The organism is Niveispirillum cyanobacteriorum, assembly GCF_002868735.1.
In the GTDB taxonomy this organism is placed as follows: domain Bacteria; phylum Pseudomonadota; class Alphaproteobacteria; order Azospirillales; family Azospirillaceae; genus Niveispirillum; species Niveispirillum cyanobacteriorum.
This window is the reverse complement of record NZ_CP025611.1, coordinates 3,116,214-3,132,843: the sequence shown is the minus strand read 5'-3', so window position 1 is coordinate 3,132,843 and position 16,630 is coordinate 3,116,214. Positions and strand designations below refer to the sequence as shown.

The window sequence follows — 16,630 nt, the reverse complement described above, 5'->3', positions numbered from 1 at the left end:
AAGCCCCCGCCGGCGCGATCCGGCGGGGGCTTTTATTTACCCGCCAACCGTAGTGGTCAGCGTCTGGTCCCCGCGCCGGACGGCGATGGTCCAGCGGCGGACCTGTCCGGCCAGGGCGGCATCCAGGTCGCCCACCCGTTTCACCTCGGTATTGTTGACCGACAGCACCACGTCGCCGGGGCGCAGGCCCAGCGATGCGGCGGGCGATCCACGCCCGACCTCCAGCACGACCACACCGCTATCGGCCCCGTCAAAGCGCAGTTCCTCGACCAGGGCCGGGTTCAGGTTGGCAACCTTTGCCCCTGTCAGGGGCGTGCGTCCAGCCAGCGTGGTTTCCTGACGCGGCGGGTCCTCCGGTGGGCCGATCAGGCGCAGGGACAGGTTCTGTTCCCGGCCATTGCGCAGGAAGGTGACATTGGTGGTGCCGCCCACGCCCAGCGTCGCCACGCGATAGCGCATGCTGTCCGGATCATCCACGGCCTTGCCATTGACGGCGGTGACCACGTCGCCGACTTTCAGCCCCGCCTGATCCGCCGGCCCGCCTTTGCGCACCTGATTGATCAGCACGCCGGCAGGCCGCGTCAGGCCCAGGGAGGAGGCGATATCGCTGGTCACCGGCTGCCCGCCGGCCCCGATCCAGGGCCGCACCAGCTTGCCGCCATTGCGGACCGCGTCCACAACGGTGCGGACCATGTTGGCCGGAATGGCAAAACCGATGCCGATGGACCCGCCGGACCGGCTGTAGATGGCGGTATTGATCCCCACCAGCCGCCCATCCATGCCGATCAGCGCGCCGCCGGAATTGCCGGGATTGATGGCGGCATCGGTCTGGATGAAGAAATTATAGTCGGAAATGCCGACGGCGGTACGGGCCACCGCCGACACGATGCCGCTGGTCACCGTCTGGCCCACCCCGAATGGGTTGCCGATGGCCAGGACCAGATCGCCGACTTCCAGATTGTCGCTGTCATGCATCTCCAGCACGGGCAGCTTTTCCTTGCCCGGATCGATGCGCAGGACGGCCAGATCGACCTGTTCGTCCGTGGTGATCAGCTTGGCCGCGAACTCGCGCCGGTCGGACAGGACGACGGTGATCTCGTCACTGTCCTTGATGACATGGGCGTTGGTGACGATGAGACCGTCGGCCCCCAGGATCACACCGGAACCCAGGCTGCTTTCCACCCGTTCGCGCGGGATACCCGACAGGGCATCCCCAAAGAAGCGCTGGAACAGCGGGTCCTGCAACAGGGGGGAGATGCGCTGCTGCACCCGCCGCTTGGTGTAGATATTCACGACCGCCGGCCCCGCCTGCTTCACCAGCGGCGCGAAGGACAAGGTGATATCGGCCCGGCTGACCGGCACGGCACGATCCTGCGCCAGCACGGGCAAGGGGGCCGCCAGCAGCAGGCCCGCCAGGCAGGAGATGACAAGCTTCTTCATCTTTGACCGACTCCAGGAGACGGAAGCGGGGTTCAGCAGCGGGCCTGGCAGCTCTGCAATTCGGCCTTGCAGGTCGCCCCCATGCCATAGTCGGTGCGACCGACCTGCGAGGTATTGCCGGGGCTGGCCGACTGCTGGTCCATGCAGATATTGTTGTCGCGGTTGCATTGCGCAAGGCAGGCCCGGCGCGGGTCCAGACCTTCGCGCGACTCACGCTGTGCCGGGGCGGCCATGCAGCCGGCAAGGCTGGACAGCGCCAGCAGGGCGGCGGCGATACGGCGGGCGTTTTTCATGGCGTGCAACATCCAAGGGGGAAACCTGCCGCGCATCCTAGGCCGATCATCGGGAATGGCAATGGGATGCTTGTCGCGGGATGGGTTACGAGCAGCTTGCGGTTACCGGACGCTGCTCCGGCGGCGACTGCCGCCGCGCCGCTCGTGCGGCGTAAGCCTAGCTGTGGACGCAGCGCCGGCGATTGAAGAAAACAAAGGTGTAGAGCGTGTTTCCACTCTACGCCACCGCCTCGGGCCTCAACCCCGGCGAACCGCCGCCCACGGCCTCCGCCGCCTGGATCAGGTCGCGCACGCGGGTGCTGACCGGGGCGGACAGGCCGTGGCGGGCCGCCAGCGCGATCACGGCACCTTGCAGCTGGTCAATCTCTGTCGGACGACGGCGTTCCAGATCCTCCCACATGGAGGACCGGGCCAAAGGATCAATAGACAGCATCCGCCGGGCCAGCACCCGGAACAGCGGATCAGGCAGGCGCAGGATGTGGGGCAGCAGGCGCGGGGATACGGCCCCCAGCTTCGCCGGGCGGATTCCCGCCCGCCTTAATGCTGCCAGCCCCTCCATCTGCTGTGCCGCCAGCAGCCGGCGCCAGGGACGTGCAGCCAATTGCTGTGCCAATGGCAGACCTGACAGGGCGTTCAGCGCATTATTCAGGTTGATCAGCAGCTTGCCCCACAGAACGCCGTCCATGTCCGCACTTTCCGCCACGGGCAGACCGGGCACGTCCAGTTCCTGGCGCAGGCCGTAAAAGCCGGCAGCAATCAGGATGGTACCGCCGGTGCCGCGATGAATGCGGCCATCGGGCAGTTGCACGATGTTGAAGGGCACCATGCCCGCCACTACCCGTCCGGGACCCAGCCTGTCCGCCAGGATACCGGCATTGCCGACGCCATTCTGCAAACTGACGACCCAGGCGTCGGACGGGGCGTGTCGGGCGATCAGGTCGGCCATGGCCGCCGTGTCGGCGCATTTGACGGTAACCAGGATCAGACCGGCATCTTCCATGGCCGCCGCCGGATCGGTATCCAGCCGCAGGCAGGGACCGGGCAGCGTCTTCCGGTCCAGTCCGTCCAGATCACTGACCCGCAGGCCGCGTGCCCGCACCCGCTCCATCAGGGCCGGGCGCCCCAGCAGCGTGACGGAACGCCCCTCCAGCGCCAGACAGCCACCCGCATAGGCACCGACACTGCCGGCGCCGGCGATCAGAATGCGCCGCCCCTGCCCCATGGCGGATCAGCCCTGATGCGCCGGCAGGCCCAAGGCGCCGGGACCACCGATACCATCGGCCACCAGTCGTTCAACCTGCGCCTCCACGTCCTTGCGCAGGCCCAGGGCGAAATAGGCCTCGGCCACCAGGAACAGCGGGGCCACGAAGATTTGCAGCAGATTGGCCGTGAGGGCCGGCTTGTTGCCCTCAAACTTGTGGCCCAGCAACTGTACGGCCCAGCCGCCGATGAAGGTGACGGCCCCGATGATGGCGGCTGTCTGTCCCGGTAGCGTGGTGACATGGTCGGCCAGCATCAGGAACGGCACCGACAGGGCCGCCAGGGTGCCGCCGATCATCGGGTCCAGATAGACATAGTAGGCAGCCAGAACCGCCATCAGGATCAGCGCCACACTGACCTGCATCCCGCCCAGCGGCACCGGGATATAGGACAGGCCCAGCATCACCGCGAACACGATGGTCGGCACGCCGAAATAATGCGTCAGCCGGTTATGCGGGTGCCGGTGATAGGCCGAATAGAAAGCCATGCTGCGCGCCAGCCGCCCGACATTGTCCGTCTGTGCCATCCGATCCTCCCGCTGCTAGTTTATAAAAACAGACCGATTGGTTTGTTTTTACATCGACCTGGCTTTTGTGGCAATGATGAAAACGGAAAAAGTTGAAGCGGGTGAAGGAACGTGGCGGAGCAGGCAAAGCCCGAACGGCGCAGCCAGGCGGCACGGCGCGAGGAGATGCGGGAGCGTCTGGCGGCGGCCACGCTGGATGCGCTGGCCGAACATGGCAGTGCCGGCGCCTCGCTGTCGGTGATCCTGGAAAGGGCCGGCGTGTCGCGCGGAGCCTGGGCCCATCATTTTGAGACGAAGGCGGAAATGCTGGCCCTGGCGGCAGAGGGGTTGCTGCTGGGCGCCGTGGCGTCGGCTCGCGCCCTGGGACCGGCGGAGGCCCCGGACCCGTCCCTGCCGCTGGAGGATAGACTGTCCGCCATGATTGAGGCGGCCTGGACCCGGTTCTATACGGGCCGCCACCGCGACCTTCTGTTCGAGGTGGCGATGGCGGCCCGCACCGATGCCGAGCTGCGCGCCCGCCTGGCCCCGATCTTTTCCGGCTTCCTGGCCGCCATCGGCAGCAATTGGGGCCTGTCACTGCGCCCCGACGCGGACGATGTGACGGAAATGGCCGACCTGATGGTGCTGACCATCTACATGCTGCGCGGCATGGCCATGCAGGAACTGGCCGCCGGCCCCGCACCGGGGCATGAGGCGCTGCGGCGGCTATGGGTGCGGATGCTGGCGGGGTGGGTGGGGCGGTAAGAAGGGACTTGCACTGGATCGGCGACTTGGCGGGTCCTGTCCTACGCGTCGGAGGGTAAGAGGACGGATGAGCATACAATTCGCCCGAAAGCTGAGAACAGCCCTCCTGTCGATGGCTGCATTTCTACTGCTGTCGGTTCAAGTGGCGGCACAGCCGCCAAAGGCTTTGTCGGACTTGACCAGTGCGACGGCTCTGCGTGACCGTTGCCGGACCATGATCCCGAAATTCGGGGTTGAACGGTTCGAGGATGTGATTTGTTTCTATGGCAATATAAACGCGGAAACAGCTGGTCAGTTCTTTGATCTGGTGAAGAAAGATGACATCAGCATCATCGTCATGAAGAGCGGTGGCGGCGACGTCCGCTACGCCATGGATATCGGCGATTACATGGTCGCCAAACAGGTCGGCTTGGTCATCGATAAGCAATGCCTGTCATCTTGTGGCAACTACATCTTTGTGGCTGCTGCTTTCAAATTTGTTCTGCCCGACAGTTATGTGTGCTGGCATGGCGGTCCCGGGGGCAGCGAGTTTCTGGGACCGGAAGCAACGGCAGAGCAGCGTCAGGCTCAGGACGCCATTGTAGCCCGCAGCAATACCTTCCTTGACCGCCTTCATGTCAGTCGCGACCTGTTCAATGCTTGGCCCGAAAGCTGGACAGAGGAACAGAAGGCGCAGGTTGCCACGCGATTCTGGTGCTATGGCAAAACAAAGCTGGAAACCCGCTATGGCGTTACCAGAATTCTCTATTACGAGAATGAAGATAACGAGTAGACGGACTCACCGAACCACCGACAGATACCGCGACAGGTGCAGGTTGCGGATATTGTCCTGCCAGCCGCTGACGCGGGCCGACACCATGTGGGTGGTGACATAGGTGTAGATCGGGATCACGGGATGGTCGGCCAGCATCAGGGCCTCGGCCCGCTGCAACAGCTGCCGCCTTGCCGCCGGGTCCACCTCTGACGAGGCCGCGCGGACCAGACGGTCATAGTCGGGATTGGCGTAGCCGCTGTGATTCTGGCCCTTCACATCCGACAGGAACAGGGACAGGAAGGAATAGGCGTCGTTGTAATCGCCGATCCAGCCGGCGCGCACCAGATCCTGGAACTTGCCCTCGGCCCGGGACTGCAACACCACCTTCCATTCCTGGTTGGTCATCTTGACCCGGATACCCAGCTTCTGCCGCCACATGCTGTCCAGCGCGATGGCGATCTTGCGGTGGTTTTCCGAGGTGTTGAACAGGATTTCCACCTCCAGGGGCTTACCCCCCGGACCATAGCCCGCCTTGGCCAGCAGCTCCTTGGCCTTGGCATCACGCTGTGCCTGGGTCCAGCGGGCCCATTCCGGCAGGGGGGCCACGTAATTCTCCGTCCCCGGCGGGGTGATCGTATAAGCGGGGATTTCGCCGGCCTGGGTGATCTTGTCCACGATCAACTGCCGGTCGATGGCCAGTGACAGGGCGGCACGCAGGTCGGGGTTCGACTTCCACGGCTCGTTGCGCAGGTTGAAGCAGAACCAATAGGTGGAGAAGAAGGGCGCCAGCCGCAGGTCGGCGGGCATGTTCTGCCGCACCCAGGCGATCTGGCCATCGGGCAGGTCGTAGGTCACATCCAGTTCCCCGGCCCGAAAGCGCTTCAACTCGGACTCGCGGTTTTCCGTGGGGTAGAAATAGACGGCATCCAGGGTCACCGTGGATGCTGCATGGAAATGCGGGTTGCGCACGAGCTTCACATGGCCCTGCGGCACCGCCTCCTCCAGCATGAAGGCGCCGTTGGAGACAAGATTGCCGGGCTTGATGAAGTCATCCCCGAACCGTTTCACATTGGCCTGCGACACGGCATAGGTGGAATGGTGCTGCAGGGAGGATATGAAATAGGAGGTCGGCGCCTCCAGCGTGACGCGCAGGGTCAGGTCGTCCACCGCCTCCACACCCATGGCACTGGCCGGCATGTCGCCCTTTGACACGGCCTCTGCGTTCTTCACGGGCCACAGGAAGAAGGCATAGCGGGAACGGGTGGCGGGCGACACCAGACGGCGCCAGGAGAATACGAAGTCCGACGCGGTCACCTTGGTCCCGTCCGACCATTTCCCATCGGGCCGCAGCTTGAAAGTATAGGTCAGGCGGTCATCGCTGATGGTCCAGGACAGGGCGGCACCGGGAATGATGCGGCCCTGCGCATCCGCCGTGACCAGCCCTTCGAACAGGTCCATCTCGATCCAGCTTTCGCCCTCGCCGGTCGATTTATGCGGGTCCAGCGTTTCCGGCTCCGACCCGTTGCCACGGTGCAGCACCATCTCCGCCCGCGCCGGCGCCACCAGAAGGGTGACCAGCAACAGCAGGCAGGACACGCACGTCGCCAGGAACCGCACCGGACATTCTCCATTCCACCAAAGGGCCGAAACCCAGGATAGACGGCCCCGGCATGCGGGCAAGAAAAAACCCCGGCCGTTGCTGCGGCCGGGGTTTCGAGGAAGGGTGACCTTACGGTTTCAGGTCAAGGAAGCGCGACGGGTGCAAATCCTGAAGATTGTCAGTCCAGCCGATCAGCTTGGGGCTGACCATGTGCTTGGAGCTGTAGAAATGGATCGGGAAGACGGCCACTTCCTCGATCATCAGGCGTTCAGCCTGCTGCAACAGGGCCGCGCGCTTGGCCGTGTCGGCGGTGGTGTTGGCCTCTGCCATCAGCAGGTCGAACTGCGGGTCGGAGAAGGCGGACGGGTTCTGCTTGCCGATATCGCCACGCAGCAGTTCCAGGAAATTATTGGCATCGTTATAGTCGCCAATCCAGCCGTGGCGGGTGATGTCCTTGAACTTCTTCTCGTCACGGGTATTCAGGAACACCTTCCATTCCTGATTGTTCAAGGTGACCTTGGCACCCAGCTTCTGCTGCCACATGGCGGCGATGGCGATGGCCACCTTGCGGTGGTTTTCCTGGGTATTGTACAGGACCTCGATCTCCAGCGGCTTACCCCCCGGCCCGTAACCGGCCTTGGCGACCAGCTCCTTGGCCTTGGCGTCACGCTGAGCCTGCGTCCATTTGGCGTAGTCGGGAAGCTGCTGGGTATAGTTGGTGGTGTCGGGCGGCACGAAGCTGTAGGCCGGGATTTCACCGCGCTGGTTCACCTTTTCCACGATGATGTCGCGGTCGATGGCCAGGTTTAGGGCCAGACGCAGGTCCTTGTTGGACTTCCATGGCTCCTTGGTCATGTTCGGCGCATAGAAATAGGTGCCGAAATAAGGGGCCAGATGCAGCTCGCTCTTCAGGTTCTCGCGCAGCCACTGCATCTGTGCCACCGGCACCTCGTAGGCGATGTGCAGCTCACCGGCGCGGTAGCGCTTAAGCTCCGCTTCCTGGTTTTCGGTCGGGTAGAAGAAGACCGTGTCGATCTTGGTATTGGCCACGTCGTAATGGTGGGGGTTCTTCACCATCTTGATGTGGCTCTGCGGCACCGACTCCACCAGCATATAGGCACCGTTGGTGACCAGATTGCCGGGCTTCACGAACTCCGCCCCGAACTTCTCCACATTCGCCTTGGACACGGCATAGGTGGAGTGGTGGTGCAGCATGGACAGGAAATACGGGGTGGGTGCGCCCAGCGTCACCTCGAACGTGTAATCATCGACAGCGCGCACGCCCATCGTTTCCGGTGCCTTTCGGCCCAGCGTGATGTCCTGCGCGTTCTTCACCTGCCATAGGAAATAGGCGTAATCGGCCATGGTCTTGGGATCGACCAGACGGCGCCAGGAATAGACCCAGTCCTGGGCCGTCACCGGCGTACCGTCCGACCATTTGCCGTTGCGCCGCAGATGGAAGGTGTAGACGCGGCCATCGGCACTGACATCCCATTTCTCGGCGGCGCCCGGAATGAAATTGCCCTTGCCGTCGGGTACCAGCAGCCCATCGAACAGGTCATATTGCAGCCAGCTTTCGGGCACGCCGCTGGATTTGGCGGGGTCAAGGGTTTCCGGCTCCGCGCCATTGCCCCGGTGCAGCACCTTTTCCGCCTGCGCCGGCAGGGCCACCAGCCCCATGCCCGAGACGACCAGAGCCGTGGCGGCCACCAGACCGCGCATCTTCTTCCACAATGATGACATGCCCGATTATCTCCTGTTCCTTACATGTAGGGTTGCGAACCGCCTGTTTGCTCCGGGCCTTGTTGCTGATGGCCCGGTTGGGGACGCCCGTCATTGGTGACGGGCGTCCCTTATTAAAACCGCTTGTTAACGGTTGACCTCGATATAGCGCGTGGGCTGCACGCCCATCGGGCTTTCGAACCAGCCCTTGACGCGCGGATGCACCAGATTGCGGTAAGAGGTGTGGTAAATGGGGATCATCGGCGCATCGGCCAGCATCATCGCTTCCGCCTCTGCCACCAGGGTCAGGCGCTTAGCCGGATCGGTGGTCAGGTTGGCCTCTTTCAGCTTGGCGTCATAGGCGGCGTTGGTATAGCCAGACCGGTTCATCTTGCCGACATCGGCCAGGAACAGCTTCAGGAACGTGTAGGGATCGGGGAAGTCCGCGATCCAGCCCAGCACAACCGTGTTGGCATAGGATTTCTCGCCGGCATTTTGCAGAACGACCTTCCATTCCTGATTATTCAGGCTGACCTTGGCGCCCAGCTTGGACTGCCACATGGAGGCGATGCCCACCGCGATCTTGCGGGTGCTTTCGTTGGTATTGTGCAGAACCTCGACCGTGAGCGGCTTGCCGCCCGGACCATAACCGGCCTCTGCCACCAGCTTCTTGGCCATGGCGTCGCGTTCGGCCTGGGTCGCCTTGGCCATGTTGGCGTCGGGCAGGGTATAGCCGGGCACGCCCGGCGCCGTAAGCGTATAGGCCGGGACCTCACCGGACTTGGTGATCTTGTCCACGATGATCTGCCGATCCACGGCCAGCGACAGGGCCTGACGCAGCTTGGGGTTGGACGCCAGCGGCTCCTTCGTCATGTTGACGGCCAGATATTGCGTGCCCAGCACCGGATAGAACTTCATCACCTCTGGCATATTCTGCTTCAGCCAGTCGATCTGGGTGACCGGCGCCATCTGCACGATATCCAGTTCACCGGCGCGGAAGCGGCGCAGTTCGGTTTCCGGGCTGTCAGTGTGGTGGAAGACGACCGTGTCGACCTTTACGCTTTTGGCTTCGCGGAAGAACGGGTTCTTCACGGCCTTCACGAAGGATTGCGGCATATAATCGGTCAGCTTGTAGGCGCCGTTGGAGACCAGATTGCCCGGCTTCACGAAATCGGCGCCGAACTTTTCCACATTGGCCTTGGACACCGGATAGGTCATGCGGTGGACCAGCGAGGCCAGGAAATAGCCGGTGGGACGTTCCAGCGTCACCTTCAAGGTACGCGGATTGACGGCAACCGCCGCCAGACTGTCGGGCGCCAGCTTACCATTGCTGATCGCCTCCCCGTTCTTCACGGGCCACAGGAAATAGGCATAGTCGGATGCCGTCTTGGGATCGACCAGCCGGCGCCAGGAGAAGACGAAATCCTCTGCCGTCACCGCCGTGCCGTCCGACCATTTGGCGTCGGCGCGCAAGGTGAAGGTATAGGTCAGGCCATCAGGGCTGATTTCCCACTTTTCCGCCACGCCGGGGATGGTCTTACCATCGGGTCCGAAGGTCATCAGCCCTTCGAACAGGTCGTAACCGATGCGGGCCGACTGTACGTCGGTGCCCTTATGCGGGTCCAGCGAGGTCGGTTCCGCCTGGTTACCGCGATTAAGGACCATTTCAGCAAAGGCCGGCATGGCACCGGCGGCGAAAAGGGAAAAGGTGGCCATGGCCGCAATGGCGGCTGGCGCGATACGACGCGCAAAACCCATGATGTAACTCCAACTGCACCGGTACATTTGCCCCGCGTCTATGTGCGGTCTGTGGGCCGCCATGTCCAGGGCTGTTACGGAGAAATTCCCGGCAAACATGGCCTTTGCAGGACCAATTCCGAGAACAGGGGGCCACTACGCGCCAAACCCCCAAAGGACATCGATATCACCCGCAGCCCGCCTGTTTTTCAGCAGCAGTGATGACGCGCACAGACCGGCCATGGGTCGGACGGTTAATCATATGGTCAGGAGCCGGGTTCGGGGTTACCCTTTCATCTGCCGGTCTCTTTCAGTCCATTCCCGCCACGCCCGCCCCATCCCTGACCATCCCTGTCGATGATGACAGCATAGCCGGGTTGGCGTCGGCCCGTGGCGATCCATGTTGATGAACCAGCCCCGCGCCCATGCTGGTGCCGGTTCAGACAGGGGAGATGCCATGCCCGTTCCGCCGCCCGATTGTCTGCCCCCGCAATTCACCGCCTGCATCGCCGCCGAGACGGAGGGGGTGGAGGCCGTATTGGCCCGCCGCGCTGGCACCGGCACCGATGTCGGCAACGCCCTGTCCGCGATGCAGCTTCGCCGTGTGCTGCTGTTCGTGGAACAGAACCTCGATGACGACCTGTCGCTGGCCACCCTGGCCGCCGTGGCAGGGTTGAGCGCAAGCCATTTCGCGCGGCGTTTCAAGGCGGCCCTGGGCGAGGCACCGCACCGCTATGTCCTGGCCCGCCGCGTGAACGGGGCCAAGCGGCTACTGCTGGAAAGCGATCTGCCGCTGGCCGAAATCGCCGCAGAAACGGGGTTTTCGTCGCAGGCCCATCTGACGGGCATTTTTGGCCGCACCGTTGGCATGACGCCCGGCGCCTATCGCACGCGACGCAATGAATGCCTGGCTTTCCTGATGGCGGGCGGCGTCAAGGAGCATCTGGGCAAGGCGGCTTAATGCCCTCAATCGCCAGCGCCAGCATCCGCTGGCTTGCTACGCCTCATGTGCGGCGCGGCGGCGGTCGCCGCCGTACCAACAGTCATAGTTTATGACCGTTGGTATAACCGCAGGGGTCAACCCATAAACTCCGTGCCTGCTTCCACAAAGCAGAGCGGGTTGCCAAACGGGTCGCGGCAATAGAAGCTGCGTTCGCCCCAGGGGCGGGTGTCGATCCCGCCCTCCATCACGGCACCAGCCGCGACCGCGCGGGCGTGGAAATCCTCCAGATCATGCACGGCGAAATAGACCGGCTGCGGCAGCGGCGGTACCGACCCCTGATCGCCCTCTGCCTCTGCGTCGTAACAGGCCAGCGCCATCTGACCCAGATCGAAATAGTGCCGGCCCGCCGAAACGCGCCGACCCGCCTGCGCCAGCAGCGCGCCATAGAAGACGGCCGCATCATCGATGGCGGTAACGGGAAGGATGATACGGAACACACGCATGGCGCGACCCTCCGCTGAACCAGATTTTTGGTCTTCCTTTCAAGATAGGGTGTGGCCTGCCCTTCTGCCATCCCGACCATTGGTGACAGCCGGTCAAAAAAGGGTGGTGGTTTAAGTACTACGCAAGCATCTGTCGCAGGGCTGCCTTCCAACGATCATGTATTGCGCGATGCAGCAGGCACATGGCAGAAAAGGGGCCGTTTCGTCCCCTTTGTCGTCGGGTATGCCCCATGGAAAAGTTTGTTCAGCTCACCGGTGTTGCCGCCCCGCTGCGCCTGATGAATGTCGATACCGACATGATCATTCCCGCCGACTATCTGAAGACGATCAAGCGTACTGGCCTGGGTGCTGGCCTGTTCGCCTCCATGCGTTTCAAGGATGGCCAGGAAGTCGCCGATTTCGTGCTGAACAAGCCGGCCTATCGTCAGTCCAAGATCCTGATCGCCGGCGATAATTTCGGCTGCGGCTCCAGCCGTGAGCACGCGCCCTGGGCGCTGGCCGATTTCGGCATCCGCTGCATCATCGCGCCCAGCTTTGCCGACATCTTCTTCAATAACTGCTTCAAGAACGGCATCCTGCCGATCCGTATGCCGACCGAGGTGGTGGACCGTCTGATGGCCGCCGCCGACAATGGCGCCAACGCCACCTTCACGGTCGATCTGGAAGCACAGAGCATCACCCTGCCGGATGGTGAGAAGATTGGCTTCGATGTGGAGCCGTTCCGTCGCCAGTGCCTGCTGAATGGCTGGGACGATATCGGCCTGACCCTGCGCGAGGCCGGGTCCATTGATGCCTTCGAAACCAAGGCCAAGGATGGTCAGCCCTGGCTCTGGGCCTCCTGATCCACCTGTACCTTTGGCACCACCCCCAAAGCGCGCCGCCCCTTGGCGGCGTGACCGGGAAGGTCTATGAATTCAGCCGCGGCGAAGACACGCCGCCAATGCCAAGCAAACATACAGAGGTATTTCATGTCGAAGCGTTCGCTCCTTCTGCTGCCGGGCGACGGGATCGGTCCCGAGGTCATGCGTCAGGTCCGCCGCGTCATCGACTGGTATACCCGCAAGCGCGGCATTGAGTTCGCGATTGAGGAAGGTCTGGTCGGCGGCTGCTCCTATGACGCGCATGGCACGCCCCTGACCGACGAGACCATGGCCCGCGCCCTGGCCGTGGATGCGGTCCTGCTGGCCGCCGTGGGCGGTCCGAAATGGGACAATCTGGGCTTTGACAAGCGCCCCGAGGCCGGTCTCCTGCGCCTGCGCAAGGAGATGGAGCTGTTCGCCAACCTGCGCCCCGCCAAGGTGTTCGACGCGCTGGTCGATGCCAGCACGCTGAAGCCCGATGTGGTGCGCGGCCTGGACATCATGATCGTGCGCGAACTGACGGGTGGTGTCTATTTCGGTACGCCGCGCGGCATCACCGACCTGCCGAACGGCGAGCGTCGTGGTGTGAACACCCAGGTCTATGACACGCACGAGATTCACCGCGTGGCCCGCGTGGCCTTTGAACTGGCGCGCAAGCGCGGCAACAAGGTCTGCTCTTCCGAGAAGGGCAATGTCATGGAGTCGGGCCTTCTGTGGCGTCAGGAAGTGATCGCCCTGCACAAGGCCGAGTATCAGGACGTTGAACTGTCGCACATGCTGGCCGATGCCGCCGCCATGCAGCTGGTGCGCAATCCCAAGCAGTTTGACGTTATCGTCACCGACAATCTGTTCGGCGACATCCTGTCGGACGAGGCCTCCATGCTGACCGGTTCCATCGGCATGCTGCCCAGCGCCTCGCTGGGTGCCACCGACGCCAATGGCAAGCGCAAGGCCCTGTATGAGCCGGTTCATGGTTCGGCCCCGGACATTGCCGGCCGTGACCTGGCCAACCCGATCGCCATGTTCCTGTCCTTTGCCATGGCGCTGCGCTGGTCCTTCGACCTGCAGGCGGAAGCCGATATCCTGGAAAATGCCGTGGAGAACGTGCTGAACACCGGTCTGCGTACCGGCGACATCATGCAGCCGGGCATGGCCAAGGTGTCGACCTCCGTCATGGCCGACAGCATCCTGCGCGAAATGGACAAGGTCGCCGCCGCCTGATCGCGGTCCCGTGATCAGCCAACCCAAGAAACAGATCGGCGTCCGTCGGGCCACCCCGGCGGACGCCGATCTTGTTTGTGCCTTTGTCGCCGCCTTGTCGGCGGAAGAAGGCATGGAGCCGCCCGCCCTGAGCCCTGCCCTGTTCCGCCGTCAGGGGTTCGGGGAGGATGCGCTGTTCCGCTGTCTGGTGGCGGAATGCGGGGACCGGATGGCCGGCATGGTCCTGCTGACCCCCGGCTATGACAGCCAGACCGCCACGGGCGGCATGATGCTGGAAAATATCTATGTGGAGCCGGGGTCACGCCGCCTGGGTATCGGCCGTGCCCTGATGGCGGCAGCGGGGCGCATGGCCCAGGATCAGGGCCTGTCCTGGATCTGCTGGCACGCCCGGCCCGCCAATATCCGCGCCGGCCTGTTCTACCGCGCGCTGGGGGCGCGAACAGAGACTGTCACCCTGCTGGGCATCGATGTGAAGCTGCTGGTGGGAACGGGCAGCAACCGATTGTGATTGTCCACGACACCACACGCATTTATACTATGCCTACTCTTGATATGGAGGTCGGCATGGCATCGCGCGCATGGTTTGGACCCAAGCAGTTTGGCATCGGCTACGGCCCACGCAGTTGGCAAGGCTGGCTGCTTACGGCTGCCTATGCCCTGGTGGCGGTCGGCGGTATTGTTGCGATACAGGCCCTCTTTGACGCCCCGCCCTCGCCCTGGAAACTGGTGATCCCGTTGAGCTGGCTCCTCGCCGTGACGGGTCTGTATAGCTGGATCGCCGACCGCCACACGGAAGGCGACCTGCGCTGGCGGTGGGGTCGCGACTAAGCCAATGGCGAACCGCTACTGGTTCCGGCAGAAGACGCACGGTTATGGCGTGGTGCCCGCGACCTGGGAAGGCTGGGCGGTTTCCGCTTCGTACAGCGCCCTGATCCTGTTCCTGATCTGGGGTTTGCCGTTCATCGCACCGGTCCGGGGCACCCTTCTTCATGTCGGCATCGTCTTTACCGTTGTTATTCCGGCAACGGCCTTGTTGATCTGGATAAGCTGGCGGCGGGCGGAGGGGGAATGGCGCTGGCGCTCCTGATCGCCCGCCGTTACCCGGCCCGCCGGAATTCCCCCGGCCAGACGCCATGGAAGTCCTTGAACCGCCGGGCAAAGGCGGCTTCTGACTGATAGCCCAGACGGCTGGCCAGTACCGACAGCTTGTCGTCCCCGGATTTCAGCCATTCCGCCGCCCGTTCCATGCGCAGGCGCATCAAATGGGCCATCGGCGCCTCCCCCACCAGCGCCTGGAAGCGGCGGATCAGGGTGGCTTGAGACAGGCCACAGGCGTCGGCCAGGCTGGCCAAGGTCCAATCGTCTGACAGCCGGTCCTGCATCAGCACCAGGGCGCGGCCCACCGATGTCGCCGTGCGGCTGGCCCCCAAGGCGTAGGTCTCATTGGTTTCCAGAAAGCGGCGGACGGCGATGATGAACAGGCTTTCCAGCAGCCGCTGCGCCACCAGCCGGCCGGCCAGATCGCCCTGGGCCAGGGCCGCCTCGACCATGGCGAAGGTGCCGTCCTGCCATTCCATGCCCAGCGTGCGGGACGGGCACATGAACAAAAGCGGCGGCAGCCGGTCCAGCAACGGCGCTACCGCGCGGCGGTCCAGGGTGGCCGTCCCGATCAGCAGCGCGGCGGCGGGATGATCCTTATCAGGGACCAGACGGAAGCCATGCCCATGGGGCAGGGCCGCGAAACTACCACGCCGGATCAGCACGGGCTGCGCCCCCGGCTGCATCAGGGTGATACGGGCCGCCCCATCGCGGGCAAACAGGAACAGCGGCCCCTCTCCCGTCTTCTCCCGAAGATAGGGGGTCAGCGGGGTCACCCGTACGCCCGACAGATCCATATTGTCGATCCGCACCCCCGTCAGCAGCGGCGCCAGTTCATCCAGTGCATCCGTCCCCGTCGGCATGCCCATCCCGATCAATCTCCTGCCCGCCCCGCTCACCTTGCAGTTTTCTGCTTGGCACAGGTACCCGTCAATAACAGGAAGGGTGCCGGATGACCGATCCTTTTGGAGACAATTTCATGCGTCTGGCCGTTCTGCTGACCCTGCTAACCCTTTCTCTCATCCCCCTGCCCGCCCGCGCGCAGGCCGATGCCGCCACCATCCAAGCCATTGAGGCCGTGGCCTATGATTATGTCGACGGACAGTTGGACGGCGACCCGGCCCGCGTGGCCCGCGCCCTGCATCCCGACCTTGCCAAGCGTGCGGTAAGGTCTGTGCCCGATAAGGACGAGGTTCTGGGCCTGCGCCGCATGTCCAAGGATGAGTTGGTGGAACTGACACGCCAGGGCGTGCTGAAGACACCGAAGGAGAAATGGGACCGCAGTGTGCGGGTGCTGGACGTCACCGGCACGGTCGCCGTGGCGCGGGTGGAGACGCCCTGGTTCGTGGATTATTTCCATATGGGCCGGTTCGGCGACCGCTGGGTCATCGTGAATGCCATGTGGCAGCCCAAGGCGCGCTGAACGCTCAGCCTTTCAGCTCATAATCGTAGCGCAGGAAGCCCTTGCAGGCGGCGACCTTGTCGTACAGCGCGCGGGCGGTGGCGTTGTCCTGGTGGGTCAGCCAGTAGAGCCGTACCGCGCCGGCCTGTTCCGCCGCCCGCGCCACCGCCTCGATCAGCAGGCGCCCGGCACCACTGCCGCGCACGCCCTCATCCACATACAGGTCCTGGAGATAGCAGACGGGCGCGTCGGCCCAGGCGGTGGCGTGGAACATGTAATGGGTCAGGCCGACGGGCCGACCGGATGCATCCCGCGCCACAAAACCCCGGATCACCCCATCCGGCTTCAGCAGTTCGGCCCAGTTTCGCTGAAACAGTGTCTCCTCCCGGCTGGTGCCGTAGAAGGCGAGGTAGGCCGCCCACAGACGGTGCCAGTCGGCATAATCACCGGGCTGCGGCAGGGTGATGGTGGCAGCGGACATCGCATGGCGCCTTTGCGGAAGGATCAGGACCACGCTGTTGTCGCGC

The 16,630-nt window shown here is 63.7% G+C and carries 19 protein-coding genes; 9 read left to right on the top strand and 10 right to left on the bottom strand.

Features of this window, described 5'->3' with window-relative positions:
- Positions 1-36 precede the first annotated feature (36 nt).
- The 4 genes from C0V82_RS14590 to C0V82_RS14575 all read right to left on the bottom strand — a co-directional run bounded on the left by C0V82_RS14590 (position 37) and on the right by C0V82_RS14575 (position 3,519).
- Positions 37-1,440, bottom strand: coding sequence for a DegQ family serine endoprotease (locus C0V82_RS14590; RefSeq protein WP_102112935.1), 1,404 nt, complete (start codon positions 1,438-1,440; stop codon positions 37-39).
- A 32-nt stretch (positions 1,441-1,472) separates the two neighbouring features.
- Positions 1,473-1,733, bottom strand: a complete 261-nt coding sequence (locus C0V82_RS14585; RefSeq protein WP_102112934.1) for a hypothetical protein — start codon at positions 1,731-1,733, stop codon at positions 1,473-1,475.
- Positions 1,734-1,950: 217 nt separating this feature from the next.
- On the bottom strand, positions 1,951-2,955 hold the full coding sequence (locus C0V82_RS14580; protein WP_102112933.1) for a 2-dehydropantoate 2-reductase: 1,005 nt from the start codon (positions 2,953-2,955) through the stop codon (positions 1,951-1,953).
- A gap of 6 nt (positions 2,956-2,961) precedes the next feature.
- Positions 2,962-3,519 carry an Mpo1 family 2-hydroxy fatty acid dioxygenase gene (locus C0V82_RS14575; protein WP_102112932.1) on the bottom strand — a complete coding sequence of 186 codons (558 nt, stop codon included), beginning with the start codon at positions 3,517-3,519 and terminating at the stop codon, positions 2,962-2,964.
- A 111-nt stretch (positions 3,520-3,630) separates the two neighbouring features.
- On the opposite strand from C0V82_RS14575, the gene C0V82_RS14570 reads away from it, so the two are divergent.
- Together C0V82_RS14570 and C0V82_RS14565 are read left to right on the top strand one after the other, a co-directional pair.
- The gene (locus tag C0V82_RS14570) at positions 3,631-4,263 is read left to right on the top strand and encodes a TetR/AcrR family transcriptional regulator (protein ID WP_102112931.1); all 633 of its coding nucleotides are present in this window, start codon (positions 3,631-3,633) and stop codon (positions 4,261-4,263) included.
- A gap of 214 nt (positions 4,264-4,477) precedes the next feature.
- Complete coding sequence (locus C0V82_RS14565; RefSeq protein WP_158659944.1) at positions 4,478-5,035, top strand: hypothetical protein; 558 nt, start codon at positions 4,478-4,480, stop codon at positions 5,033-5,035.
- Between the two features lie 6 nt (positions 5,036-5,041).
- Here the strand turns inward: C0V82_RS14565 and C0V82_RS14560 are convergent, their stop codons facing one another.
- From C0V82_RS14560 to C0V82_RS14550, 3 genes are all read right to left on the bottom strand, one after another.
- Positions 5,042-6,634, bottom strand: a complete 1,593-nt coding sequence (locus C0V82_RS14560; protein ID WP_245924098.1) for a peptide ABC transporter substrate-binding protein — start codon at positions 6,632-6,634, stop codon at positions 5,042-5,044.
- Between the two features lie 112 nt (positions 6,635-6,746).
- Positions 6,747-8,360, bottom strand: coding sequence for a peptide ABC transporter substrate-binding protein (locus C0V82_RS14555; RefSeq protein ID WP_102112929.1), 1,614 nt, complete (start codon positions 8,358-8,360; stop codon positions 6,747-6,749).
- Between the two features lie 126 nt (positions 8,361-8,486).
- The gene (locus C0V82_RS14550; protein WP_245924097.1) at positions 8,487-10,097 is read right to left on the bottom strand and encodes a peptide ABC transporter substrate-binding protein; all 1,611 of its coding nucleotides are present in this window, start codon (positions 10,095-10,097) and stop codon (positions 8,487-8,489) included.
- Positions 10,098-10,533: 436 nt separating this feature from the next.
- Here C0V82_RS14550 and C0V82_RS14545 point away from each other — a divergent pair, with 436 nt between their 5' ends.
- On the top strand, positions 10,534-11,037 hold the full coding sequence (locus C0V82_RS14545) for a helix-turn-helix domain-containing protein (RefSeq protein WP_158659943.1): 504 nt from the start codon (positions 10,534-10,536) through the stop codon (positions 11,035-11,037).
- A gap of 116 nt (positions 11,038-11,153) precedes the next feature.
- Here C0V82_RS14545 and C0V82_RS14540 read toward each other — a convergent pair whose 3' ends face one another.
- Complete coding sequence (locus tag C0V82_RS14540; RefSeq protein WP_102112927.1) at positions 11,154-11,522, bottom strand: VOC family protein; 369 nt, start codon at positions 11,520-11,522, stop codon at positions 11,154-11,156.
- A 230-nt stretch (positions 11,523-11,752) separates the two neighbouring features.
- Between C0V82_RS14540 and leuD the strand changes: the two genes are divergently transcribed.
- The 5 genes from leuD (at position 11,753) to C0V82_RS14515 (ending at position 14,690) form a co-directional block, all read left to right on the top strand.
- On the top strand, positions 11,753-12,364 hold the full coding sequence (gene leuD / locus C0V82_RS14535; protein WP_102112926.1) for a 3-isopropylmalate dehydratase small subunit: 612 nt from the start codon (positions 11,753-11,755) through the stop codon (positions 12,362-12,364).
- Positions 12,365-12,490: 126 nt separating this feature from the next.
- Entirely contained in the window at positions 12,491-13,603 is a 1,113-nt protein-coding gene (gene leuB, locus C0V82_RS14530; RefSeq protein WP_102112925.1) for a 3-isopropylmalate dehydrogenase, read from the top strand.
- A 10-nt stretch (positions 13,604-13,613) separates the two neighbouring features.
- Positions 13,614-14,111 carry a GNAT family N-acetyltransferase gene (locus tag C0V82_RS14525; protein ID WP_102112924.1) on the top strand — a complete coding sequence of 166 codons (498 nt, stop codon included), beginning with the start codon at positions 13,614-13,616 and terminating at the stop codon, positions 14,109-14,111.
- Between the two features lie 56 nt (positions 14,112-14,167).
- Positions 14,168-14,431 (top strand): hypothetical protein, encoded by a 264-nt coding sequence (locus C0V82_RS14520; RefSeq protein ID WP_158659942.1) that lies wholly within the window; start codon positions 14,168-14,170, stop codon positions 14,429-14,431.
- Between the two features lie 4 nt (positions 14,432-14,435).
- On the top strand, positions 14,436-14,690 hold the full coding sequence (locus tag C0V82_RS14515; protein ID WP_102112922.1) for a hypothetical protein: 255 nt from the start codon (positions 14,436-14,438) through the stop codon (positions 14,688-14,690).
- 10 nt (positions 14,691-14,700) lie between these two features.
- On the opposite strand, the gene C0V82_RS14510 is transcribed toward C0V82_RS14515, so the two are convergent.
- Positions 14,701-15,570: a helix-turn-helix transcriptional regulator gene (locus C0V82_RS14510; RefSeq protein ID WP_102112921.1), complete on the bottom strand. Its 870-nt coding sequence runs from the start codon at positions 15,568-15,570 to the stop codon at positions 14,701-14,703.
- Positions 15,571-15,653: 83 nt separating this feature from the next.
- On the opposite strand from C0V82_RS14510, the gene C0V82_RS14505 reads away from it, so the two are divergent.
- Positions 15,654-16,124 carry a nuclear transport factor 2 family protein gene (locus C0V82_RS14505; protein ID WP_199772422.1) on the top strand — a complete coding sequence of 157 codons (471 nt, stop codon included), beginning with the start codon at positions 15,654-15,656 and terminating at the stop codon, positions 16,122-16,124.
- 4 nt (positions 16,125-16,128) lie between these two features.
- On the opposite strand, the gene C0V82_RS14500 is transcribed toward C0V82_RS14505, so the two are convergent.
- Positions 16,129-16,584: a GNAT family N-acetyltransferase gene (locus tag C0V82_RS14500; protein ID WP_102113440.1), complete on the bottom strand. Its 456-nt coding sequence runs from the start codon at positions 16,582-16,584 to the stop codon at positions 16,129-16,131.
- Between the last annotated feature and the right edge of the window lie 46 nt (positions 16,585-16,630).